Annotated in this window: 20 protein-coding genes and 1 pseudogene; 8 read left to right on the top strand and 13 right to left on the bottom strand. The window is 42.8% G+C overall.

What is annotated here, in order from left to right; all coding sequences use genetic code 11:
- The first annotated feature begins 20 nt into the window (after positions 1–20).
- Positions 21–1,193 carry an MFS transporter gene (locus tag NI461_RS07440; RefSeq protein ID WP_174659821.1) on the top strand — a complete coding sequence of 391 codons (1,173 nt, stop codon included), beginning with the start codon at positions 21–23 and terminating at the stop codon, positions 1,191–1,193.
- Between the two features lie 453 nt (positions 1,194–1,646).
- On the opposite strand, the gene NI461_RS07435 is transcribed toward NI461_RS07440, so the two are convergent.
- From NI461_RS07435 to NI461_RS07425, 3 genes are all read right to left on the bottom strand, one after another.
- Positions 1,647–2,696, bottom strand: a complete 1,050-nt coding sequence (locus tag NI461_RS07435) for a 3-deoxy-7-phosphoheptulonate synthase (RefSeq protein ID WP_151203380.1) — start codon at positions 2,694–2,696, stop codon at positions 1,647–1,649.
- A gap of 519 nt (positions 2,697–3,215) precedes the next feature.
- On the bottom strand, positions 3,216–3,746 hold the full coding sequence (locus NI461_RS07430) for a hypothetical protein (protein WP_174659820.1): 531 nt from the start codon (positions 3,744–3,746) through the stop codon (positions 3,216–3,218).
- A gap of 404 nt (positions 3,747–4,150) precedes the next feature.
- Positions 4,151–5,263, bottom strand: a complete 1,113-nt coding sequence (locus tag NI461_RS07425; protein WP_151207687.1) for an S-(hydroxymethyl)glutathione dehydrogenase/class III alcohol dehydrogenase — start codon at positions 5,261–5,263, stop codon at positions 4,151–4,153.
- Between the two features lie 120 nt (positions 5,264–5,383).
- Between NI461_RS07425 and NI461_RS07420 the strand changes: the two genes are divergently transcribed.
- Together NI461_RS07420 and NI461_RS07415 are read left to right on the top strand one after the other, a co-directional pair.
- On the top strand, positions 5,384–6,937 hold the full coding sequence (locus NI461_RS07420) for a phospholipase D family protein (protein WP_174659819.1): 1,554 nt from the start codon (positions 5,384–5,386) through the stop codon (positions 6,935–6,937).
- Between the two features lie 173 nt (positions 6,938–7,110).
- Positions 7,111–7,548 (top strand): hypothetical protein, encoded by a 438-nt coding sequence (locus NI461_RS07415; RefSeq protein ID WP_174659818.1) that lies wholly within the window; start codon positions 7,111–7,113, stop codon positions 7,546–7,548.
- 153 nt (positions 7,549–7,701) lie between these two features.
- Here NI461_RS07415 and NI461_RS07410 read toward each other — a convergent pair whose 3' ends face one another.
- The 6 genes from NI461_RS07410 to NI461_RS07385 form a co-directional block, all read right to left on the bottom strand.
- Complete coding sequence (locus NI461_RS07410) at positions 7,702–8,286, bottom strand: uracil-DNA glycosylase family protein (RefSeq protein WP_151207681.1); 585 nt, start codon at positions 8,284–8,286, stop codon at positions 7,702–7,704.
- Positions 8,287–8,318: 32 nt separating this feature from the next.
- Complete coding sequence (locus NI461_RS07405) at positions 8,319–9,029, bottom strand: SGNH/GDSL hydrolase family protein (RefSeq protein WP_174659817.1); 711 nt, start codon at positions 9,027–9,029, stop codon at positions 8,319–8,321.
- A gap of 200 nt (positions 9,030–9,229) precedes the next feature.
- Positions 9,230–9,973 carry an SDR family oxidoreductase gene (locus NI461_RS07400; RefSeq protein ID WP_174659816.1) on the bottom strand — a complete coding sequence of 248 codons (744 nt, stop codon included), beginning with the start codon at positions 9,971–9,973 and terminating at the stop codon, positions 9,230–9,232.
- A 30-nt stretch (positions 9,974–10,003) separates the two neighbouring features.
- Complete coding sequence (locus NI461_RS07395) at positions 10,004–10,702, bottom strand: histidine phosphatase family protein (protein WP_174659815.1); 699 nt, start codon at positions 10,700–10,702, stop codon at positions 10,004–10,006.
- Positions 10,699–11,820, bottom strand: a complete 1,122-nt coding sequence (locus tag NI461_RS07390; protein WP_174659814.1) for a phosphotransferase family protein — start codon at positions 11,818–11,820, stop codon at positions 10,699–10,701. The genes NI461_RS07395 and NI461_RS07390 overlap by 4 nt, the downstream gene beginning before the upstream one ends.
- Positions 11,821–11,946: 126 nt before the next feature.
- Positions 11,947–13,191 carry an acyl-CoA dehydrogenase family protein gene (locus NI461_RS07385; protein WP_253156873.1) on the bottom strand — a complete coding sequence of 415 codons (1,245 nt, stop codon included), beginning with the start codon at positions 13,189–13,191 and terminating at the stop codon, positions 11,947–11,949.
- 89 nt (positions 13,192–13,280) lie between these two features.
- On the opposite strand from NI461_RS07385, the gene NI461_RS07380 reads away from it, so the two are divergent.
- A complete protein-coding gene (locus NI461_RS07380) occupies positions 13,281–14,198 on the top strand; it encodes a LysR family transcriptional regulator (protein ID WP_174659812.1) in 918 nt (305 codons plus the stop codon).
- Positions 14,199–14,419: 221 nt separating this feature from the next.
- On the top strand, positions 14,420–14,974 hold the full coding sequence (locus NI461_RS14280; RefSeq protein ID WP_151205201.1) for a thermonuclease family protein: 555 nt from the start codon (positions 14,420–14,422) through the stop codon (positions 14,972–14,974).
- Between the two features lie 60 nt (positions 14,975–15,034).
- On the opposite strand, the gene NI461_RS07370 is transcribed toward NI461_RS14280, so the two are convergent.
- Genes NI461_RS07370 through NI461_RS07360 form a run of 3 tightly spaced genes read right to left on the bottom strand, consistent with a single transcriptional unit; the run spans position 15,035 to position 17,598 of the window.
- Entirely contained in the window at positions 15,035–15,142 is a 108-nt protein-coding gene (locus tag NI461_RS07370) for a DUF2474 family protein (RefSeq protein WP_151205200.1), read from the bottom strand.
- Positions 15,143–15,151: 9 nt separating this feature from the next.
- Entirely contained in the window at positions 15,152–16,156 is a 1,005-nt protein-coding gene (cydB, locus tag NI461_RS07365; RefSeq protein ID WP_151205199.1) for a cytochrome d ubiquinol oxidase subunit II, read from the bottom strand.
- On the bottom strand, positions 16,153–17,598 hold the full coding sequence (locus tag NI461_RS07360) for a cytochrome ubiquinol oxidase subunit I (RefSeq protein WP_151207663.1): 1,446 nt from the start codon (positions 17,596–17,598) through the stop codon (positions 16,153–16,155). The genes cydB and NI461_RS07360 overlap by 4 nt, the downstream gene beginning before the upstream one ends.
- Positions 17,599–18,140: 542 nt before the next feature.
- On the opposite strand from NI461_RS07360, the gene NI461_RS07355 reads away from it, so the two are divergent.
- Both NI461_RS07355 and NI461_RS07350 read left to right on the top strand, forming a co-directional pair.
- The gene (locus NI461_RS07355) at positions 18,141–18,584 is read left to right on the top strand and encodes a winged helix DNA-binding protein (protein WP_227548032.1); all 444 of its coding nucleotides are present in this window, start codon (positions 18,141–18,143) and stop codon (positions 18,582–18,584) included.
- Positions 18,571–19,771: pseudogene (locus tag NI461_RS07350) on the top strand (MFS transporter). The gene NI461_RS07355 and the pseudogene NI461_RS07350 overlap by 14 nt, the downstream one beginning before the upstream one ends.
- A gap of 4 nt (positions 19,772–19,775) precedes the next feature.
- Here NI461_RS07350 and NI461_RS07345 read toward each other — a convergent pair.
- Complete coding sequence (locus NI461_RS07345; RefSeq protein WP_174659811.1) at positions 19,776–20,756, bottom strand: GlxA family transcriptional regulator; 981 nt, start codon at positions 20,754–20,756, stop codon at positions 19,776–19,778.
- 113 nt (positions 20,757–20,869) lie between these two features.
- On the opposite strand from NI461_RS07345, the gene NI461_RS07340 reads away from it, so the two are divergent.
- Positions 20,870–22,657 carry an acyl-CoA dehydrogenase gene (locus NI461_RS07340; RefSeq protein WP_174659810.1) on the top strand — a complete coding sequence of 596 codons (1,788 nt, stop codon included), beginning with the start codon at positions 20,870–20,872 and terminating at the stop codon, positions 22,655–22,657.
- Positions 22,658–22,918: the final 261 nt, after the last annotated feature.

Raw genomic sequence — 22,918 nt, 5'->3', positions numbered from 1 at the left:
CACATCATTTTAGGAAAATCATGAATACTGCTCCATCGCCGTTATGGACCAAGTCCTTTGTACTTTGTCTGGCCAACAACCTGTTTTTATTTATTTTCTATTTTGCGCAAACGACAATTTTGCCTATTTATATCTTAAATGAACTTGGTGGCAACTTGACCCAAGCAGGTCTGGCCATGACTTTGTTTATGGTTTCAGCAATTGCAGTTCGCCCTTTTAGTGGCCTGATTATTGAAAAATTTGGGGTGCGTAAAACTCTGATTGTTTCAGAAGTATTCTTTAGCCTGTTTTCTTTGGCTTATCTGCTGGCAGATCAGCTGACTCTCCTGTTCATCATCCGATTTTTACATGGGATCTGGTTCAGTATATTGACCACGGTTTGTGTCCCTGTAGTCAATCAGTTTATTCCAGAACAGCGTAAAGGCGAAGGTATGGGCTATTTCGTCATGTCGGTCAATCTGGGCATTGTGCTTGGTCCATTGCTGGGGCTTAGCCTAATTGAATACTGGTCTTATGTTGAGGTGAGTACCCTGCTGATCGCTCTGGTCTTTATCGGTTTCGGTTTCTGTTTTCTGATTCCGGTCAAAGAACCTGAAAAATTCGCTGGTCATTCCAATCAAAAGTCTATTGCTCTGACAGATTTGGTGGAAAAGAAAGTTCTGCCAATTGCCGTACTGGCGATGCTAATTTCATTTTCTTATGCCAGTATCATGTCCTTTATCGCCCCCTTTGCTGAAAGCAAAAACTTAATGGCCTATGCCGGCTTATTCTTCGTGGTTTTTGCAATTTCCATGATGAGTTTACGCCCCATTACCGGAAAAATTTATGATCGTAAGGGGCCGCAATATGTGATTTATCCTGCACTGGTGGCCTTTAGTCTGGGCTTGTTTCTACTGAGCCAGATTCAAACTTTATGGGGGTTTATGCTGGCTGCGGTGATGGTGGGGGTAGGTTTTGGGAGCGTACAGCCCTGTATGCAAACGCTGGCCATTCAACGTGCACCTAAACACCGTATTGGCTATGCAACTTCTACTTTTTATACCTTTTATGATCTGGGCATTGCCATTGGTTCCCTGTTGATTGGCGCCATTATTGCAGCCTACAGTTACCAGTTCGCCTTTATCCTGTGTAGCTTGTTGACTCTAAGCAGCATTGTGTACTTTAAGCTGGTCATTCAGCGTAAATCAACCTAACAGGCTCCATATTAAAAATACAAACAGGCAGATCAATCTGCCTGTTTTTTTTAGAAGTTTAGGCCGGGATTTTAAGGGTGTACATAAATGGCAGGACACCTTATAGGAGAAGTTTTACTTAGATCAGCACTTACAATGATTTTTGCTCTTCTTGAGAATAACTGTCTGCTAGCTTGGTTTTTTTACCAGTTAAATCCTACTGATTAAACGGCTTTATCAGGCCTTGATACTTAATACTTGGCGGAAAATCTGCGGTAATAAATCAATAAAAAATTTGAATCAATGATTTTTTACGAATTGTGCAATGCTTTGTGCCAGAAGGCAAAACAATTTACTGACAATAAAAATATTATTTTAAAGGGGTGATAGATGTCATATTTATCTTGTTTTTATAAAGCCGATCAAGCGCTAAACGAAAAAGGACTTTCCTCGGGAAAGTCCTTTTCTCTGAATTTAAGCGCTACGTTTTAAACAAGTCGATGCCAGAGTATGAGCCACTTCCAGTAAAAGCTGCTCGGTTTTCTCCCAGCCCAGACAGCCATCAGTCACCGACTGGCCATATTGCATCTCCGTAGAAATTTTCTGGTTACCATCTATTAAATGGCTTTCCAGCATCACTCCGCGCACATTGGTTTTCAGACGTTCTGTCACAATCGTATGCAGCACTTGCGGCTGTAGTAATGGATTTTTCGAGCTGTTTCCATGACTGCAATCAATTACCAAAGCGGGCAACTCTGCTGCATGCTGGACCTTGATCTTTTCAATGTCGGCCAACTGGTAATTTGGTCCATTATTTGAACCACGCAGAATAAGATGAGCCTGAGGATTACCCGCTGAGTGAATCATGCAAGGCAGCCCCGACTGGCTCATGCCTAAGAACTGATGTGGCTTAGACGCGGACTGGATGGCATCCAGTGCAATCTGAATAGAACCATCGGTACCATTTTTGAAACCAATGCTATAAGGCATATAGCTGGAAATTTCACGATGAATCTGGGATTCACTGGTGCGAGCCCCAATCGCACCCCAAGCCAAAAGATCATCGAAATATACCGTTGCCATAGGACTCAAGACCTCTGAGGCAATCGGCAAACCCAGCTCAAGGATATTTAAGTAAAGTGCACGTGATCTTTCCAAGCCAAGCTGCATATCAGAAGAGCCATCCAGATTTGGATCGTAGAGAAAGCCCTTCCAGCCAACGGTGGTACGTGGTTTTTCAATATAGGCCCGCATGACCAGAAAAATCTGATCGGCAACTTGAGTCTGGAGCTGTTTTAATTTTTTTGCATAATCCAGTGCAGAAGCTTCGTCATGAATGGAACAGGGTCCGGTAATCACCAGCAAGCGCTGATCCTTACCTGTTAGAATATTTTGAATAACTTGGCGATGTTCAGCCACCTGAGCAGTCAATTGAGGAGACAGTGGCAAGTGCTGCTTAAGCTGCTGGGGTAAGCTTAGAATTGTTTCAGTTTGATTTTTTACTAATGTATTTGCGGTATTCATGACTTTTCATCCTGGGACTGCTACTCAGTCCCAACTTTTATTTGAGCGTTATGGGTCTGATCGAAGAAATCGAAAGAGTTACTAACTGGCTAAAATAAGACCAATAAAAGTTGCTAAAGTATGAATAGTTAAAGTTGGTCATGGCTGTCTCCGAAAAAATTGTTAAATTACATGCATAAAAAAACCTGATCAGGGTTGCCGATCAGGTATCAACTGGTGGGCAACCTTTTCATCGCCCAAACGCATTCAGGCAATTATCTAAACTGCCAAAAATAAAAATAAACGTTTGAAATGATAGGTTGCTTTAACATGTTTATGTCTGTTCATAAAATGTGGTTCTTAACTTAAAATACGCGCTCTGAACCGGTTTGACAAGCCTAAAATACAAAAAAATCTTTATGAGTTAGATGATTTTTACTTATTAATCCGATTATTGGTCAACTCAGTGCAAAATTGACAAGCACTGAATCCAAGCAGGTCTTGTCAATTTTGCAGCATTTCGTTGCTAAACAAGCAGAATTAGCGTGTCACGCGGTTCCATGCATCACGTACTGCATATTTTGCCTGTTCCCAGGTCAGACGTGATTCACCTTTCATTTGTTCCCATTTGAGCTTCAGATCAGACTCGGCATCTTCAAAACGGGTATTGGCATCATAAGCCCCGCGATTTTCATAACCCACACGATAAGCTATGTCATAGTCACGGTCATAATCCAGATCACTATAAGTGCTACGTGCTTCTGAATAATAAGGGGTATGTACTGAATTTTCACGCCAGTAAGCGGCTTCTTCAGTCGGATTTATCGCTTCACCGACTTCTTTACCAGCAAGACCTCCGACGACTGCCCCCACTACGCCGCCGACGACTGCTCCGACAGGTCCACCTGCAGCGCCAACAGCTGCACCTGCTGCTGCACCACCGGCAGCACCGACACCTGTCCCCACCGGATGAGCACCGGGTTCACCGGTAATTGGATCGGCATTTAAATCATCCCGGACTTCCTTTGGAGAGTTCTTTATTTCATCACGATCAAAATTATCATTCGACATAGTGCTTATCCTTATTTTTTAAAATGGTTTTAATCACGTATAAATACGTTCTTATCAGAAACTATTGACATTTCATAAATGGATTGTGGTGCAGCGCAAACTGAAAGAGTTTTAGCTGCAGCCTTTTAGAACCAGCATATTTGTTGCTGCTATCTCGTGATGAGTCATTCATTTAAAAGGGCTAAATTTACTGTCTCATGTCTTATACCAGCTAAAAAAACATGCGTTGTCGCAAGCATAGAAGAAGTGTCAACAGTTCCTAATATAAACATATGTCATGTAATCACCTTAGAAGGCTTGTGTTTTTTCAGTTAATCTATGTGCGGCTTTAATAGGCAAATGTATCCGGAAGCAAAAATATAAAAAAAGACCGGTCAAAGCCGGTCTTTTTTGAGTCAAATGACTTAGTCAAAATGAATGACACTGCGAATTGACTTGCCTTCATGCATCAAGTCAAATGCTTCATTGATCTGCTCAAGTGGCATGGTATGAGTTACAAAAGGCTCAAGCTGAATATCCCCCTGCATGGCTTCTTCCACCATGCCTGGTAATTGTGAACGGCCTTTCACCCCACCAAAAGCGGTTCCTTTCCAGCTACGACCTGTAACTAGCTGGAATGGACGGGTCGAAATTTCCTGACCTGCCCCAGCCACACCAATAATAATCGATTGTCCCCAGCCGCGATGCGCACACTCTAATGCCGAACGCATCACATTGGTATTGCCAATACATTCAAAAGAATGGTCGACTCCCCAGCCAGTTTTTTCAACAATCACCTCTTGAATTGGACGATCATAATCTTTTGGATTTAAGAATTCTGTTGCACCAAATTGTTCAGCCAATTTGAATTTTTCAGGATTGGTATCAATGGCAATAATACGGCTGGCTTTGGCTTTCTTGGCACCTTGAACTACGGCCAAACCAATTCCGCCTAAACCAAATACCGCAACGGTATCTCCCTCTTGAACTTTGGCGGTATTTTTTACTGCTCCCAAGCCTGTCGTTACACCACAGCCCAGCAAACAAACCTGTTCATGATTGGCTTCAGGGTTGATTTTTGCTAAAGAGACTTCAGCAACGACGGTATATTCACTAAAAGTCGAGCAGCCCATATAGTGATAAATCGGCTGGCCCTGATAAGAAAAACGGGTTGTACCATCTGGCATCAGGCCTTTGCCCTGAGTTGCACGGACAGCCACACACAAATTAGTTTTCCCTGACTGACAGAATAAACATTCACCACATTCTGCGGTATAAAGCGGAATAACATGATCCCCCGGTTTCACACTGGTTACGCCTTCACCGACTTCCACCACAACCCCTGCACCTTCATGACCTAAAACAGCAGGAAAAACCCCTTCAGGATCATCGCCGGACAAAGTAAATGCATCAGTATGGCATACTCCCGTATGCGTGATTTTAACCAATACTTCACCTTTTTGCGGTGGAGCAACATCAATTTCAACAATTTCCAAAGGTTGACCTGGACCAAATGCAACCGCTGCACGTGATTTCATAGATAACTCATCCTTCATTTAGTTCTTTAACAGTTGAGCTACAGTAACCTCTTTTTATTATCGGATTCAACCATTAACATGATGTTAATATATTGATAACTTAATGACTTCATAATAAATATGCAGATTAAACCACGCACTCAAGCTGCTTTACTTTCATCTGTAGTCATTACTTTGACAGGATGCAGTTTGCCTATGAATGAATCACAAAAGCAATTGCCTATTCAGGCGCATGCTGAGCATTGGTTAAATGGTGCAAAGGTGGATGAACAACTCGCCCAGGGTTTAAGTGCCTATTTGGCTTTGGATGATGCCTTTATTAGCATCGCATCGCGACTGCATCTGATTAACAAAGCACAGTACAATCTCGATTTACAATATTATATTTGGGAAGATGATTCGATTGGACAGCTCATGCTGGCTGAACTGCTCAAGGCAGCAGATCGTGGTGTCAAGGTCCGTTTATTGATTGATGACCAAAATGGAACTCAGCTGGACTCCAGCCTCAAACAATTAGCCCAGCATCCCAACTTTGAAATTAAAATTTTTAATCCCTATAAATTTAGAAAACTACGGGTGATTGACTACGCATTTCGATTCAAAAATATCAATCATCGTATGCACAATAAACTGATCATTGCAGATGGCGCTATTGCCGTTACTGGTGGTCGCAACATCAGCCGTGAGTATTTCGAAGCCAGTGACAACTTCCAATTTACCGATATGGATATTTTGTTTTATGGTACTGCGGTCAAGCATGCCAATACAGTTTTCCACCAGTTTTGGCATGACGATTTAAGCTATCCGGTTCCGCAACTATTAGGTGAAGGCCACCCTGAACAACTGGTTAGATTACGCAAGTATTATGAATTGACGGCCTTACAAAAAGACCAATTAAAGAGCCGCATTGAACTTGCCGCACAACAGATCAATGAGCATTTAAAAGCCCGTAAAATGAACTGGGCAAAAGCATATTTTGTGGCCGATGCCCCCGATAAAATTCGTGGTCAAGCTTCCCCAGACCAGCTGATTTACAGGCAGATGATCAATATTATGGGAGAACCCAAACAGCACCTGGAACTGGTTTCGGCTTATTTTGTGCCTACCCGTAAAGGCGCAGACTATTTGGCGACTTTAGTTCAAAATGGGGTCAATGTTCGGGTATTGACCAATTCATTTTTAGCCAATGATGTGCCTTTGGTTCATGCTTTCTATCAGCAATATCGCCAAGATTTACTGAAAAATGGCGTAAAACTGTATGAGTTTAAACCCTATATAGAGCGCACCAAAAGAACCTGGTACGAGATAGTGACCGGTAATGTAATTCCCGCTAAGGGTAAAAATGCATCCAGTTTGCATGCCAAATTTTTTGATATTGACGGCATGGTATTTATTGGTTCTTTTAATTTTGATCCACGCTCAGCCAATTTAAACACCGAAGTGGGATTGGTGGTCGAATCTGATCTTTTACAAAATCAGATTTCTACGGCTTTAAATACATATTTACCGCAAATCGCCTATGAGCTCAAACTCAATTCACAAGGTGAAGTCATTTGGCTCGACCATCATAAAGATGGTTCAAGTACAGAATATTCATACGATCCGGAATCTACTAAATTCCAGCGTTTTGCGATGAAAGCAGTGTCTTATCTTCCTATTGAATGGATGATGTAATGACATTATCAGCACAATTGATGAAAAGATGCATTGAAAAATAAAACTGACTTTAAACAGCTGAATATAAATCAAGCAAAAGAAAGAAACTGCACCAAAATATTGTACAGTAGCGAGGCGGTGCTTTAAAATCTTGGTTTTTAGTATTTTGCGAATTTTTGCCATTTTCTCCCATGCAATTTTTTGATTTAAGCCGTCAGTTTAAGCTCAGTGATATTCTTACACCCGTAAAAACTCTTCAGGATCTATCGCAACAGGAATGGTTCCTGAGCAAAATTCGAGTCGAACATGACTGTTTATCTAATTCGGACCTAATAGAAGGTCAAGTCGTCCTAAAATCTAGTGAAAATATTCAGCTAGAGCTGGAATGGCTGATTCAGGATACCGGTTATGAGTTGCAGGTACTCTTTAAGGGGATAGAAACCGAAGCTTCAGAAGAAACTCTAGTCGTGGTAAAAGGCGCCCAGCTGATTGATGAACAGCAGCAATTACTTTCTGCACAAGCCTTAAGCCTATGGCTTGATGGCAGCCTGTTACCGATGCTGCCGCATATACGCAAGGAAATAAAAGCACGACTTAATTTGTGGGATTATGTGGAATATGATGCTTAGTGCGTTGTTCATGAGTATTTAAAGTTTTTTCCCGATGGTGGTAGGAGGAACATGCCCCAAAAGAGAGGATGAGGAGCTTGTGATAAGAGCTTCTCCCTAAGCTTCTGCGACTATGAAAGAACACGAATGACCAATTATTTTAAAATCGTAAATTTAAATTAAGCCAACATGTTCAAACATCATCCGGTAGCTTTCAGCTTTTTTCTCTACAGACAAAGGATAAGCACGGGACGAAGATGGCATTCGGTATAAATAAAAATCACGACCTAAAAAGTGAGCCTGGGTGGGTTGGCCAATACTGGGTTTCAAGGTTCCTTCCGGCATGGAGAGCATCAAGGTGTCAGTCGCTTTATCACCAGTGGTCATAATATGATTACATTTAGGTATTTTCTTCAACAATTCCTGTAAATTAGCCGGTACGATAATTTCCAGAAACTTATCTGAAGCATTGCCTTTCAGACGTCTAATCTGATAGCCACTGTCAAAAATCGCAATCCCTGTTTCGGTTAAAAACTCCCGGATTAAAGCCTCCTGAAATTTTTTATTCGGTAAATCCAGAAAATAGTCTTTATTGTCAAAAAAGATTAATCCGAAAATTCGCCACATATCATTATTAAAATTTGGATAATAAAAGTCCATTTTCCAGCGTGTAGGAGGTGGTGGAAAACTGCCTAACATCAATAATTCGGCATTCGGCGGTAAAAATGGTAGGAATGGATGGGTTTCAATATCCGACATAAACTATTCCAAATTCAGGCATTTCGGTTAGTTTAAAATGCCTGGCGAATCCTGTGAGTTACTTCTTGTCCCCAAAGTGTATAAACTTCCTTGCTCGGATGAAAGCCATCCTGCGCCATCTGTAAATTTAATTGCTGATATTTTTCAAGATCATATTCAATCCATTGCATATTATTTTGCTCCCCTACAAACTTGGCCAGTTGCTGATTCATCTTTTGAGCATATTGTCCAAATAACCAGGCCAAAGGATGAGGCAAGGCTGGAAATAAGTGCATCGGTGGTACACCTGCTGCAATCACCAGCTTGGGGCTAAAGTTTTGCTGAATTTTTCCATAGAGTTGGTGTTGTTTTTCAATCCAGGTTTTGGCCGACATCAATTGAGTGACGTCATTTACTCCTACTGAAGTCACAACAACATCATAATGACGCTTTTCAAGCTGATCTAAGGCATGCAAGACTTTAGAAGTCGTATCACCAGTTTTGGCCTGGAGTTTCCATTCAATTTCAAAATCATTTTTTAATTGCTTTAAAATCGCCCCCAATAAGGCATCGTCCTGATGCTCCACCCCCACACCTGCTGCCGCAGAGTCACCCAGAATTAATAAGGACAGCTTTTTCCCTTTTCCGCTAATTCCTTCACGTTCTCCTAAAGGTTCGGAAAGTTTGAGCGTATTTTTTTTGACACGCCAGCCCTGAAGCACCAGTGCCGGAATTAACATAACAGTAATGGTTTTTAATAGCATATGATTTATTTTCTTGGCACAGATTTTATTGGAATATTAATATATTTTATTGCTTCTGGTGGACTGAATCATCTACTCATAAAAAATATGATTGTGGAATCAATGCTGCTTTTATCCTGTCGAACGCTTGGCCAGAACTCAAAAATATCTCAAATAAAAAAAGAGGCTCTTCTCGCCTCTTTTTAAATATTGCTTTGCAATCAACCCAGTTTATTGACCAGTTTTAATGGTAATAGTTTCATCGCCAAACCTAATGGCAACCAAGGCCATTGAGGTACATAAGCCTTAACTGGCGCTTTTTCAATAGCTTTGACCAGTAAATGTGAACCGGTTTTTTCATCGACTTCAAAAGGCAGTTTTTTTGCACCTTCATTTAGCTCGGTGCGAATATAACCCGGGAAAATGGTGGTCACTTTAATCGGTGTATCGATCAACTCTGCACGGATGCCTTCTGCCAGATGAGCAACACCAGCCTTGCTTGCTCCATACGCCGTCAAATGTTTTGGCATACCGCGCATTGCACTCATGGAAGAAATCATCACCAGATGACCTGAATTTTGGGCACGGAAAATCTCCACCGCCGCTTCACATTGTGCCAAAGCGGATATGAAGTTGGTTTCAACAGTGGCCCTGTTGATTGCAAAATTACCTTTACCAATCCGGCGGCCTTCACCAACCCCAGCATTGACAATAATCCGGTCAAGGGTGCCAAATTCTTCTTTAAAAGCACGGAAGACTTCAAAAACCTGATCGTAATTGGTGACATCCAGAGTTTTTGCAATCACTTTGATGCCATACTGGCTTTCAAGCTCCTGCTTTAATGCCTCCAGACGCTCCAGACGGCGCGCACAGATTGCCAGATTATAGCCTTTTTGTGCGAATTCACGTGCCATCCCGGCACCAATCCCTGAACTTGCACCCGTAATTAAAATTGTTTTTGTCATGTGTATACCCTTTACCTTATTTTTAATGGATTAAATCCAAGTCAGCAAATCTGGACGCTTTGCCTTGATATAGTGATGCTCATTTAAGCTTAAAAGCTGAGGCTCATTGCCCACCAAACGCAGCGTAGTCATGCTGGTATTGGCAATCGCCCAATTTAGGGCAAAGGTTTTAGTCGGACTCAGACCGAGAATTTTCCCTGCTGCAACAGAAATGACCCCACCTGACGTAAACACCACTGCATAACGCGGTTGAGAGGCAGCCAGTTGATCACATAAATTCTGTAATCCACTTTCTACTCGCTGCTTAAAGTCCGGCCATGCTTCTTCATATTCATGGTGATAGTCACCACCGGTCCAGCGTTCAATCGCACCTTCAAAGATTTTACTCAAATATGCCCGCGGATTGGCATGTTTTTCGACATCCTCTTTAAGTAGTTCCGGTTCATTGAAACGCGGCTCGTATTGGGCAAAAACCTGCTGATGGTTAAACTCGTTCCAGACAGAATCCGTTATGATTTTACTTTCCGGAAAGCACTGATCCAGACATAGCTGCGCCGTTTGCTGATGGCGTTGCATGGAGCCAGCTATTACATAAGGCGCTTCTTTTAAAATCTGGTCAAAATATTGTCCCAATAATTTCGCTTGTAATTCACCATTTGGGGAAAGCTGATCATAACTTTTTGCCCCAAAAGAAGCTTGACCGTGGCGAATCATATAAATGGTGGTCATGACGGCATCAAATCCTTAAATTTGGCGATATATTTTTGCGCCAATTCATTGGCTTCAATTTTCTGTAAACCAATCAGTTTTAAAGCACGAATATGCAACGCATGAATGATCACCCAGAAGTCCTTAAATACAGGATTAGTGGTTTGTTTATGGTAATAACGGTAATAAATCTGCTGGGCGATGACAGCTAGACGGAAAATGCCGAACACTTCATAAAATGTCCAGTTATCAGCCTGTAAACCTGTTTTTTCCAGATAATATTCCACGACTTCTTTACGGCTCAGCATGCCTTTTAGATTGGTCGGCTGACGGCGGGTCGCCTTAAAAAGTGTGTTGTCTGTATCTTCTACCCAATAAGCCAAAGCTGAACCTAAATCCATTAACGGATCACCCAGCGTTGCCATTTCCCAATCCAGTACGCCAATTACCTGAGTCGCATTGTTCGGATCTAAAATGACATTGTCAAAACGCCAGTCATTATGAATCACACAGGTTTTTGAATCCGCCGGAATATTGTCTTTAAGCCAGTTTCGTACATATTTAAACGAAGGCACATTGATGGTTTTGGCCTTTTCATAGCGACCATCCCAACCTTCGACCTGACGACGGCAATAGCCTGCCCCCTTACCTAATTTTTCCAGTTCCGTACCTTCATAAGGCACTTGATGTAGCTCGATCAATTTGTCGATTACATTGATACATAATTCCCGAACCTGAGATTCATCAAAGTTCAGCTCTTTAGGTAAATTGGCACGTGGAATAATCCCTTCAATGCGATTCATAACATAGAAATCACAACCAATGATGGATTCATCCTGACAAAGTGCCAGCATTTCAGGTACAACCGGATAATACTCGGCCAATGCTTTTTGTACATGATATTCACGTGCCATATCATGTGCAGACTTGGCTTTGGTGCCTTTAGGCGGACGGCGCAGAATTAAATCGGCATTGCTATATTTCAGACGATATGTCCAGTTTGAAGCGCCACCAGAATATTGAGTGACTTCCACCTGGCCTTGTAAATCGACACCTTGTGTTTTCAGCCAATGCTCTACCGCAATTACGTCTAGCTCTTCACCTGTACGGACATTTCCAGCCACATCAATAACTGACATTTTTATTTCCCTAAATCTTCAATTTTAAAAGACTTCTTAACTTACTTATTTATACCTAATTGATTTTCTATTCACAGCAACTTTTTTAGGCAAGTTGTAAGAAGTCTCAACAACTATTTCTCTAATTTAATCTTTTTGACGACGCGTACTATATCCACGTTTTGCCAGTTCCAGTTTGGCAATCATGCCTTTATGCACCTCATCTGGGCCATCGGCCAAACGTAAAGAACGTGCCTGGGCAAAAAATCCTGTCAATGGCGTATCACGAGACACTCCGGCACCGCCGTGGATCTGGATTGCCATATCCACCACTTTTTCCAGCACGCTTGGTGCAACCACTTTAATTGCCGAGATTTCAGTCAGTGCAGCCATGTTTCCTAAAGTATCCATTTTATAGGCAGCATACAAGGTCAAAAGTCGTGCCTGATCTATGGCCACACGTGCTTCTGCAACGCGCTCCAGATTACCGCCCAGTTTTAAGATTTCCTTGCCAAACGCAGTACGCGTCATACCACGATCAATCATCAGCTCCAGAGATTTTTCTGCGGCTCCAATACAACGCATGCAATGATGAATACGTCCCGGGCCCAAGCGACCTTGCGCAATTTCAAAGCCTTGACCTGCACCGCCAATAAAGTTTGAAACCGGGACACGTACATTGTCAAAACTGATTTCGCCATGACCATGCGGTGCATCATAATCACCGAATACTGGCAGCATTCGTTCAATTTTAACACCCGCCGTATTTATCGGAACCAAGACCATTGAATGCTGATGATGACGGTCTTTGCTTGCATCTGGGGTATGCGCCATAAAGATAATAACTTTAGCATTAGGATCGCCCAGCCCTGAAGACCACCATTTGCGGCCATTCAATACAATTTCCTCACCCTCCACCACCGCTGTAGCCTGCATATTGGTCGCATCACTCGAAGCTACTGCAGGTTCAGTCATACAGAATACGGAACGGATTTTTCCGTCTAACAAAGGCATTAGCCATTGCTGTTTTTGGGCTTCTGAACCATAACGCCATAAGACTTCCATATTGCCGCTATCTGGTGCATTACAGTTAAATACCGTTGGCGCAATCAGACTACGTCCGGAAAGCTCAGCAATATGCGCATATTCTTGAACGGATAGACCCTGGCCCAGCTCCGGGCAAGGCAAAAACATATTCCATAGGCCGGCAGTTTTGGCTTTGGTTTTTAAGGTTTCTAGTTCAGCAGGCCATTGCCAGGTGGTCCAGTCACCGCCCTGATTGAGTTCATGCAGCTTTTGCCAGAAATCAGTTTCAATCGGCTCGATTTCATTTTTAATAAATTGTTTGGTACGCTCAATATAGTCTTGTGCACGTGCTGATAATTCAAACATGCTGCTTCCTCTGAATATGATTATTTTGCTTTACAAGACCTTAACCCAAAAACTATTATGAATAAAATGATTTTATTCAATACAACATTATGAATTATATTCATCACAAAGCCACCATGGATTTACGTGCTTTTCATGGTATAGACATTAATTTATATCCGCTTTTTATTGCGGTATTTGAGCAAAAGAGTATTTCAAAGGCAGCTCATATTCTCTCAATTACCCAATCAGCAGCCAGTCATGCCTTGCAGCGTTTAAGACGGCAACTACAGGATGACCTGTTTGTCCGTACTGGTGCCAAAATGCAACCTACGCCCTTGTCTGAACAGATTTATCCTGAAATTAAGCGTGCACTCATCACGATACAGAATATTTCAATACCGCATCAGGTGTTTGAACCTAAAGCAGTGCAAAGTTTAAAAATTGCGGTACATGATGAAATTGAACCGATGGTTTTTCCTAAACTGGTTGCACATTTTCAGCAATTTAATCCAGAAATCCAGTTCAGTAGCATCAAGCTCGACCGAAAAAATATCATTGCTGATCTGGCTGCCCAGCAAGTTGATTTTGTGATTGACTTGGAACAGGTGTTAGGTGAAAAAATCAAGTTTGAACGTTTGATTCAAGACCAGTTTGTGGTGTGTACGCAGCAAACCGAGATGTCTGAACATATTTATCTGGCCTCACCTCATATTGGCGTTTCTTCACGTCGTACTGGTGTGTTGATTGAGGATTTATATTTAAGTCGCAAGCAACTATCGCGGCAGATTTTCCTGCGCTGTCAGCATTATTCAACTGCTCTGCAAATTTTGCAGCAGTATCCTACTGCCATGCTGACTCTGCCACAGAATATTGTGAGTCATTTACAGATTGAACATACACTCCATATTTTTAATGTGCCTGTTAAACTACCGCATATAAATATGGGGATGTATTGGCATAAAGATCTGGAAGAGAATAAAAGACATCAATTTTTGAGAAATGAAATTTCTAAAATTTTTGCTTAGGCTATTTTATTTATTAAATATTAAGAGGCTTAGGCTATTTAGGAAATCTTATTATTTATAAAACAATTTTTGGCTCTATATTTAGACTTAGGCTATTTCTAAGTACAAATCTAAATACTGACTGCTTAGCTTTTAAGCTACTCTCATGCAGGCTTTAATCTAAAATGTCTAAACTTTTAGTGCTGTTCTTGCACTAATTTCTGCTGATTTGGATCTTGCTCTTGCTACATCTTTCTCTCACCTGGCAAATTATGCTGGGCCTGGTTTTATTATGCTTTTCTTATTATCTGCTTTATAAATTTGTGGTTTATTTAAAGGATCTCTTTCGCCCGTTTAAAAAAAATAAAAAATATTGGTGCAGAGTCCGAAGCGTTAGTGATGGCGATACCCTAACCTGCTACCGCTTCAATGTCAGACGCTCTGAAACCAAATTGCGCTTTGCCCATGTTGATGCTCCCGAATCCAAGCAGGCCTATGGAAAAGAATCCCAACGTCTGGTTAAAAGTATGGTGCAAAATAAGATCGTACGGGTCAAAATTACCGATATTGATCGCTATGGCCGCTGTGTTGGGATAGTTTACCGTTACCGCAAGAATATTAATGAAGAAATTATCAAACGTGGTGCAGCTTGGGTCTACGAAGAATATATCCATGATAAGCATCATTTGACTTATATGCTTCAGCTACAAAACAAGGCCAAAAAACAGAAAAAAGGATTATGGAAAAGTAGCCGCCCAATTCGCCCAAGTGTGTACCGAAAGCAGCAAAAATCCTGATTTATCTATTCTCAACCTAGCAAAGTGATCTATACATCATGATCACTTTGCTAGTGAAATTTAATAAGCCAAATGCACCAGAAAGCGAAAAGCGCCTGCAATTAGTGCCAGAGTGAGAAATCCTGCCAGCCACAAGCCGACAAACCATAATAACTGTTTGCCTTTCATGATTGCTCCTCAATGATACCCATCATCACCCACACGGACTTTGTGACGGAACACCCAATACGACATACCGGTATAAATAATAATGATTGGAATTAACAGTAAGGCACCAATCAGAGTAAATAACTGGCTATTTTCAGGAGCTGCAGCCTGCCAGATGGTCACAGATGGCGGAATAATATAAGGCCATAAACTGATTAAAAATCCACTATAAGCCAGAAATACCAGAATTAGCATATAGGAAAATGGCCCTAATTCACTGCGTTTTTTACAGGCGCGTAAAGCCAACCAGGTAAAGAGCAAGACTAGAACCGGTACTGGCATAAAATAGGTTAACTGCGGTTGACTGAACCAGCGCTCGGCAATTGCCGGATGGGTCAACGGCGTATAAATACTGACTGCGCCCAGAATGATCAGCAAGGCAATAATCAGCTTTGGCATTAGCTGGTACATACGATCCTGCAGGCTGTCACCAGTTTTAAAGATTAGCCATCCACACCCTAGTGCAGCATACATGACAACCACACCCACGCCTGTGAATAAACTAAATGGCGTCAACCAATCTAATCCACCACCTACATATACGCCATTACGTGTTTCTATTCCCTGAATATAGGCTCCCAGGATTACACCTTGCAGGAAGCTGGTCAAGGTAGAGCCCCAAATAAAGGCTTTATCCCACCAGTGTTTGCTATGTTGGGCCTTAAAGCGGAATTCAAACGCGACCCCACGAAAAATCAGGGCAATAACCATGAGAATAATCGGCATATATAAAGCAGATAATACCGTTGCATAGGCCAGTGGAAAGGCTGCAAACAGCCCTGCTCCACCGAGTACCATCCAGGTCTCATTTCCATCCCATACAGGTGCCACGGTATTCATCATCACATCGCGCTCATCCTGATGTGAAAAGAAAGGAAATAAGATACCAATACCCAAATCAAAGCCATCCATAATGACATAAATAAATACGCCAATAGCAATGATGACAATCCAAACTAGTGATAAATCAATCATTTTTTATCCCCCTGATTTGGGTCTTCAGCCACATCTTCAATGCGTTCACGAATACTGCTGAGAGGTCGACGGGAAGCCTGAATGACGGCACTATCTGTTTTATCTTCCGGTGCGGAATGAATAAATTCCGGGCCTTTATGCATGAGACGGAGTATGTAATAAATCCCAATCCCAAAAACTACACAGTACACCAGCACAAAGATAATCAAGGTCAAACCGACCTGTTCTGCCGACACCGGAGATAGCGCATCACGGGTACGCATCACGCCATAGACCACCCATGGCTGACGGCCGACTTCAGTGGTAAACCATCCTGCAAGCAAGGCGATAAAGCCGGACGGTCCCATAATCAGCGCAAATCGATGCAGGCTACGAGACTCATAAAAGCGTCCTCGTTGACGCGCCCAGGCACCCCATACAGCCAGTAAAAGCATCAATATGCCCAGCCCCACCATAATCCGGAAGCTCCAGAATACAATCAGTGAATTCGGCCGGTCTTCAGGCGCAAAATCTTTCAGGCCGGTTACTTTTCCATCCATCGAATGCGTCAAAATCAGACTGCCCACATTTGGAATCCCGATCGCATATTTGGTTTTTTCGGCTTGCATGTCCGGTATACCGAACAGGTAAAGTGGCATTCCACCATCATGATTGGTTTCCCAATGCCCTTCCATGGCAGCCAGTTTGGCTGGCTGATGTTTGAGGGTATTCAGACCGTGTAGATCTCCAATGAACACCTGTAAAGGCGAAAGCACCAGAATCAGCCACATTGCCATGGAAAATGACGTTTTTACCAGAGCATCACGCCGCCCTTTGATCAGATGCCAAGCTGCCGTACCCGCGACCAGCAAGGCCGAGACTAAAAAGGCAGCAATGGCCATATGGGCCAGCCGATAAGGAAAGGATGGATTAAATACGATAGCGAGCCAGTCCTGTGGCACAATAATGCCATTTTCAATCGCAAAGCCTTGTGGAGTCTGCATCCAGCTGTTTGAAGATAAAATCCAGAACATCGAGATACAGGTACCGACGGCCACCATCAGGGTCGAGAAAAAGTGAGCACGCGGCCCCACTCGCCCCCAGCCAAACAACATGATGCCCAAGAAACCAGCTTCCAAAAAGAAGGCTGTAAGCACTTCATAAGCCAGTAAAGGACCGGTTACACTGCCCGCGATCCGGGAAAATTCACTCCAGTTGGTACCGAACTGATAGCTCATGACCACGCCGGAAACGACGCCCATGCCAAAGGCAACCGCAAAGATTTTGACCCAGAATTTAAACAGGTCCTGATAAATCGGGTTTCGGGTTCTTAGCCAGCGCCATTCCAATATGGCTAAGAAACTGGCTAACCCAATAGAAATGGCAGGAAAAATGATGTGAAAGGACACAGTAAAGGCAAACTGTATCCGCGCTAATTCTAATGCAGTTAGACCCAAGCTCATAAGTTTCACCTATGAATAAGTTATTAGGGTTGGTTGACAGTTCATATATGTCTGCGACGTAAAGAATATATTTCGCAAAATTTTTAGCTGATATAAGACAGGCAATTTAGTCACTCTCAATGAATGACTCATAACGAGATAGAAGCAAAAAAATATACTCGTCCTGAAAGGCAGTAGCTCAAACCAGCTCAGATTTTGTTATGAAACCGGGCAATAGTTTTGCTCTTCCCTTTGTTTCATACCTCATCTGCTCAAGGTGAGCTTACAGCGCAATCCATTTATGAAATCTCAACAAACCTTAAGTCGATATCCCTTAATTTTTAAGACACTAAGCTTTTAATTCTATTTAGCTTAGACCTAAGCCCTGCTTAAATATGTAGCAATTTGTCGATCATTCTTTACACAGCTTAACATTTAGCTAAATCTGTTCAGCTCAGTAAAAACGCTCGGCAGCTTTTTATTTCCCCAATCTTGTATCTATAAAAAAATAAGCGTACATTGAACAAAAATTAGTTAGCCAGGTTAACTATATGCAGCCTACTATGCTCCGGTTTCGTGCTCTGCTTTTACGCTGTGCACGGCTCATGAGTGATGAAATCAATATCATATTGCTGTCATCACAACTTAATTATTCTTTGTGGCAGGTGCTCTATGTGATTCAGTCACAGCAGCAATGTACGCTGGCCGACATTTCCAGCTATCTGAATGTATCTAAGCCCTGTATTACCAAACGGATTCAGTATCTGGTCGAATTAGACCTTATTTCTCAGCTTGAAACCCCAGACCGACGTCAGAAGCTTTTTACTTTAACCCCCAAAGGTCTTGAGACTTTTGCAGTCTGTTCCACACAGATCGATGCTTTTGAAGATCAGCTTCTGGCTCAAATTCCAGATAAAGAAATCGCTGCCAGCCGACATGTTTTATTGGAATTGATGCAGCAATTGCAGCCTACTTCGTCTCAAGGAGATGCCAATGAGCCAAGATAAAGCTCCTCTTTGGACTTCCAATTTCATCCTGATCAGTTTGGTGAATTTTCAACTGGTACTGGTTTTCTATTTGTTGGTGATTGTGATTGTCGGCTACTCTGTGGCCGAATTGGGCGCCAGTACAGCGCAAGCCGGTCTGGTTTCCGGCCTGTTTATTGTCGGGACCTTATTGGGCCGTATTATTATTGGAAAATTACTGAACCGTCTGGGTCTCAAACTTACCCTTCTATCAGGTTTAACAGGTTTTTTTGATCTTTTCCGGACTTTATATGATTCCGGTTCAGCTGGAACTTCTGTTGGGGATTCGCCTGATCCATGGCTTTATGATGGGGGTGGCATCAACTGTGCTGGGTACGGTGATTGCCCAGACTATTCCGGTAACACGGCGCGGTGAAGGAATTGGCTACTTCAGTATGAGCAATACGGTCGGCACCGCAATTGGTCCCTTTATGGGCATCTGGTTGATGTCACATTTTGATTATCAGATGATTTTTTTGGTGAGCAGTGTCATCGCACTGAGCAGCCTTATCTGTAGCGTATTTATCCAGCCGCCCCCTATTAAATCAAGGACATCAATTCAAGCGACTTCACAGGCTTCCAGTAAACTGGCGCAATATATTGAGCCGAAAGCCCTACCAATTGCAGTCATTGTCCTGTTGTTAACGACGTGTTATTCAGGCGTTTTGTCTTTTATCCATTTCTATGCCCAAGACATTGATCTGGTCGAAACAGCCTCTTTCTTCTTTCTGATGTATGCCATTGCCATTTTGCTATCGCGCCCTTTTACTGGTCCACTAATGGATCGTAAAGGTGAAAATATCATTATTTATCCTGCGATTATCCTTATGGCATTGGGTATTTTTTTGCTCAGTCAGACCCAAAACTCAGTCATGTTACTAACAAGCGCTGCGCTGCTTGGTTTTGGTTTCGGCAATATCCTGTCGGTCTGTCAGACGATTGCTGTAAAAAGTACCACTTTGCAGCGTATGGGTCTGGCAACTTCGACCTTCTTTATTGCTTTGGATGCCGGTCTAGGTTTTGGACCTTATTTTCTGGGAATGCTGCTGGATCAGATCGGCTATCGTCAGTTATATCTCGTCTTGGCCTTAGTCAGTATCAGCGGGTTAATCTGGTATTATCTGTTGCATGGCAGAACTGCTGCCAAAATCCAAACTTCAAGTGAATAACGTTTTAAAAGCGCTGGCTAAACCGGCGCCGATATTCTAAAGGAGTTAGTCCTGTTTTTCTATGAAACAAACGCCGGAATGAGCTGGGATCTTGATAGCCCACATACTGCATAATAAGATCGACGGCCTGATCAGTTTCTTCCAGCCGTTTGCGTGCTGCTTCAATACGGATGGCTTGCAAATATTGGTTTGGCGGTACATCTAATGCCTGCTTAAAGCGCCGGATCAGGGTTCTAGTAGTGACATTAAACTGGCCCGCCAGCTCATCCAGAACAAAATTCCGATCAAAGTTCTGCTGCAGCCACTCCTGTACCTTTTGTACCAGTTCGTCTTGATGCGGCTTGCCAATTTTCAATAAAGAATAAGACAATTGGCTATCACGCCGATAATCAATGACAAAAGACTTGGCGGATTGCATGGCAACTTCAAAGCCATGGAAACGCTCGATCAAATGCAATCCCAGATCAAACCAGGCCAAACCTCCACCCGCACAATAAATATGTTGATCGCGGCTAATCATCAAATCAGCATTCAGTTTGACCTGCGGATAGCGTAAGCGAAACATATCCTGAAAGCCCCAATGTGTGGTGGCGACACGATCGTCTAAAATTCCAGCCTCTGCAAGAAAGAAATTCCCGGTACAATTTCCAGCAATGAGAATTGCCTGCGTATGAGCGGTTTTAAGAAACTCGATCAGACTCCGATTCTGCTCCAGTACTTCCAGAATCGGAGCAGCAATTGTGGGCACAACCAGAATATCCGCATTCTTAATTTCGTGATAGGCACAATGGGCCTGCAATTCCAGACCATTAATGCAGCGGACAGCTTGCCCATCTGGACTGGCAACCTTAACTGTAAACCGACGTTGCACATGCTGCTGCTGAATCCGGTTCCAGCTCACACCGGCCATAGCGAATAAATCGGCCACTCCAGTAATTGCTGAAGCCAAAGCGCCATCAAAACCTAAAATTACTATCTGTTGCATCTTTGCTTTTTGTCACTTTTCACCCACTTCATGTCATTATTGACAATCCTCTTAAATAAAAGCAACTGCTAGTCTGAAAAGCTATCTCAAGGATGTTTTTTCAGGACCGAACCATGACTCAACTAATCAATGATAAAGATCTTAATTTCCTGCTTTATGATGTATTTAAACTGGACGCGCTAACCGAACTGGAGCGCTATCAGGATCATGATAAAAACACCTTTGATAGTATCCTGGATACAGCCAAAGGCATCGCAACTGATTATTTTGCGCCGCACAATGCCAAGGCCGATCAGCATGAGCCCAGCTTTGACGGTACAAAGGTAGAAACCATTGCTGAAGTCAAAGTAGCCTGGCAACAGTTTGCCAATGCCGGACTGCTCTGTGCGCAACATGATTATGTAGATGGCGGTATGCAATTACCGGTTCTGGTGAATATGGCGTGTAATGCCTATTTCATGTCAGCGAACCCTTCAACTGTGGCCTATTCTTTTCTGACTGCTGCCGCAGCCAATCTGATTCAGGCCTTTGCCTCGGCAGAACAAAAACAGCTGTTTTTACCACCTATGTTGAGTGGCCGCTTTGCAGGCACCATGGCAATGACTGAACCGAATGTCGGTTCTTCTCTAGGAGATCTGACCACGAGAGCTACTCCTCAAGCAGATGGCAGCTATCGCATTAAAGGTCAAAAAATGTTTATTTCTGGCGGCGATCAGGATATTACTGAAAATATAGTACATCTTGTTTTGGCCCGTATTCAGGATGCTCCGCAAGGAGTGAAAGGCATTTCCCTGTTTATTGTGCCGAAATTCCAAACCAATAGTGATGGTTTACTCGGTAAATCCAATGATGTACAACTGGCGGGTCTTCTGCACAAGATGGGTTATCGTGGAACCACGTCCACTATCTTGAATTTTGGTGAAAATGATAATTGCTTAGGCTATTTAATTGGTGAGCCAGGACAGGGCTTAAAATACATGTTCAAGATGATGAATGAAGCACGTGTCGGCGTAGGCCTTGGCGCTGCCATGATTGGTTATCGCGGCTATCTGGAATCGCTGGATTATGCCAAGAACCGTCCACAAGGCCGTCCGGTACATGAAAAAGGCACTGATATCAAACCCGTCAATATTATTGAGCACACGGATGTAAAACGTATGCTGCTGGCACAGAAGTCTTATGTAGAAGGCTCTCTGGCCCTTTGCCTTTTTGCAGCCCGATTGATTGATGAGCATCAGGCTGCACAAAATGAAGACAGTGCTATCTTGCTAGATTTAATTACACCTGTGGTCAAATCATTCCCGTCTGCTTATGGGGTTAAAGCCAATGATCTGGCAATCCAGGTTTTGGGGGGCGCTGGCTATACCCGCGAATATCCGGTGGAACAATGTTATCGGGATAATCGCCTGAATCCGATTCATGAAGGCACGTATGGGATTCAGTCGCTGGATTTGCTTGGACGCAAGCTCTGGCAGCACAATGGTAAGGGCCTGAGTTTGCTGATGCAGCGAATGCAGAAAACCCTGTCTGATATTCAGTATCCAACATTGATCGACTTGGCAGAACAATTTAAACAGCATCTAAATACGGTACAGGCAACTACACAGAAACTGGGTCAGGCCTTAATGCAGGGTCAGGTCAGTGAGTCCTTGGCGAATTCAGGCTTATATCTGGACATGATGGGCAAAACCATCATTGCCTGGCTCTGGCTAGAGATGGCTCATCAAGCTCAACACAAATTCGCCTCTTCCCCTCAGCAGGAAGATCAGGATTTTTTGGCCGGAAAAATGCAGGCGGCTCAATATTTTATTCGATGGGAATTACCTGAAATTGAACATCAGGCCAAGTTACTGATGAACTTTGATGACACCTGCCTGAAGATGCAGGCTGACTGGTTCTAAGATCTTTTGTATGTTTAATTAGCTGTTGAGCGCATATAAAATGGCTTTACTTTTAAAGTTTAAGTTCATGGATATACGATCCACTAAAACCTCTTCCGCACTGGTTGGAGGTTAGACTGCATGAAACTCGCTGTATTCTGTGATCTCAAATAAGAGCAGTATTTGACGGGTTTTAAGCTAAACAGCATAGCTTCACAAGATATCCGCCTTGTGAAGCTATGCTGCGCATATGAACCAAACCCAAATAATCAAAATAATTGC

This window comes from Acinetobacter sp. S4400-12, from assembly GCF_024129495.1.
Lineage (GTDB): Bacteria > Pseudomonadota > Gammaproteobacteria > Pseudomonadales > Moraxellaceae > Acinetobacter > Acinetobacter lwoffii_C.
This window is presented reverse-complemented; position numbering and strand designations above follow the sequence as displayed.

What these genes read in the sequence shown, in the direction of transcription:
- NI461_RS07385 (WP_253156873.1), bottom strand. Translation starts at nt 13,191, where the DNA reads ATGTTTGAATTATCAGCACGTGCACAAGACTATATTGAGCGTACCAAA.
- NI461_RS07440 (WP_174659821.1), top strand. Translation starts at nt 21, where the DNA reads ATGAATACTGCTCCATCGCCGTTATGGACCAAGTCCTTTGTACTTTGT.
- NI461_RS07370 (WP_151205200.1), bottom strand. Translation starts at nt 15,142, where the DNA reads ATGAAAGGCAAACAGTTATTATGGTTTGTCGGCTTGTGGCTGGCAGGA.
- NI461_RS07355 (WP_227548032.1), top strand. Translation starts at nt 18,141, where the DNA reads ATGCTCCGGTTTCGTGCTCTGCTTTTACGCTGTGCACGGCTCATGAGT.
- NI461_RS07405 (WP_174659817.1), bottom strand. Translation starts at nt 9,029, where the DNA reads ATGCTATTAAAAACCATTACTGTTATGTTAATTCCGGCACTGGTGCTT.
- NI461_RS07390 (WP_174659814.1), bottom strand. Translation starts at nt 11,820, where the DNA reads ATGTCAGTTATTGATGTGGCTGGAAATGTCCGTACAGGTGAAGAGCTA.
- NI461_RS07410 (WP_151207681.1), bottom strand. Translation starts at nt 8,286, where the DNA reads ATGTCGGATATTGAAACCCATCCATTCCTACCATTTTTACCGCCGAAT.
- NI461_RS07380 (WP_174659812.1), top strand. Translation starts at nt 13,281, where the DNA reads ATGAATTATATTCATCACAAAGCCACCATGGATTTACGTGCTTTTCAT.
- NI461_RS07415 (WP_174659818.1), top strand. Translation starts at nt 7,111, where the DNA reads ATGCAATTTTTTGATTTAAGCCGTCAGTTTAAGCTCAGTGATATTCTT.
- NI461_RS07430 (WP_174659820.1), bottom strand. Translation starts at nt 3,746, where the DNA reads ATGTCGAATGATAATTTTGATCGTGATGAAATAAAGAACTCTCCAAAG.
- NI461_RS07425 (WP_151207687.1), bottom strand. Translation starts at nt 5,263, where the DNA reads ATGAAATCACGTGCAGCGGTTGCATTTGGTCCAGGTCAACCTTTGGAA.
- cydB (WP_151205199.1), bottom strand. Translation starts at nt 16,156, where the DNA reads ATGATTGATTTATCACTAGTTTGGATTGTCATCATTGCTATTGGCGTA.
- NI461_RS07435 (WP_151203380.1), bottom strand. Translation starts at nt 2,696, where the DNA reads ATGAATACCGCAAATACATTAGTAAAAAATCAAACTGAAACAATTCTA.
- NI461_RS07420 (WP_174659819.1), top strand. Translation starts at nt 5,384, where the DNA reads ATGCAGATTAAACCACGCACTCAAGCTGCTTTACTTTCATCTGTAGTC.
- NI461_RS07400 (WP_174659816.1), bottom strand. Translation starts at nt 9,973, where the DNA reads ATGACAAAAACAATTTTAATTACGGGTGCAAGTTCAGGGATTGGTGCC.
- NI461_RS07395 (WP_174659815.1), bottom strand. Translation starts at nt 10,702, where the DNA reads ATGACCACCATTTATATGATTCGCCACGGTCAAGCTTCTTTTGGGGCA.
- NI461_RS07340 (WP_174659810.1), top strand. Translation starts at nt 20,870, where the DNA reads ATGACTCAACTAATCAATGATAAAGATCTTAATTTCCTGCTTTATGAT.
- NI461_RS07360 (WP_151207663.1), bottom strand. Translation starts at nt 17,598, where the DNA reads ATGAGCTTGGGTCTAACTGCATTAGAATTAGCGCGGATACAGTTTGCC.
- NI461_RS07345 (WP_174659811.1), bottom strand. Translation starts at nt 20,756, where the DNA reads ATGCAACAGATAGTAATTTTAGGTTTTGATGGCGCTTTGGCTTCAGCA.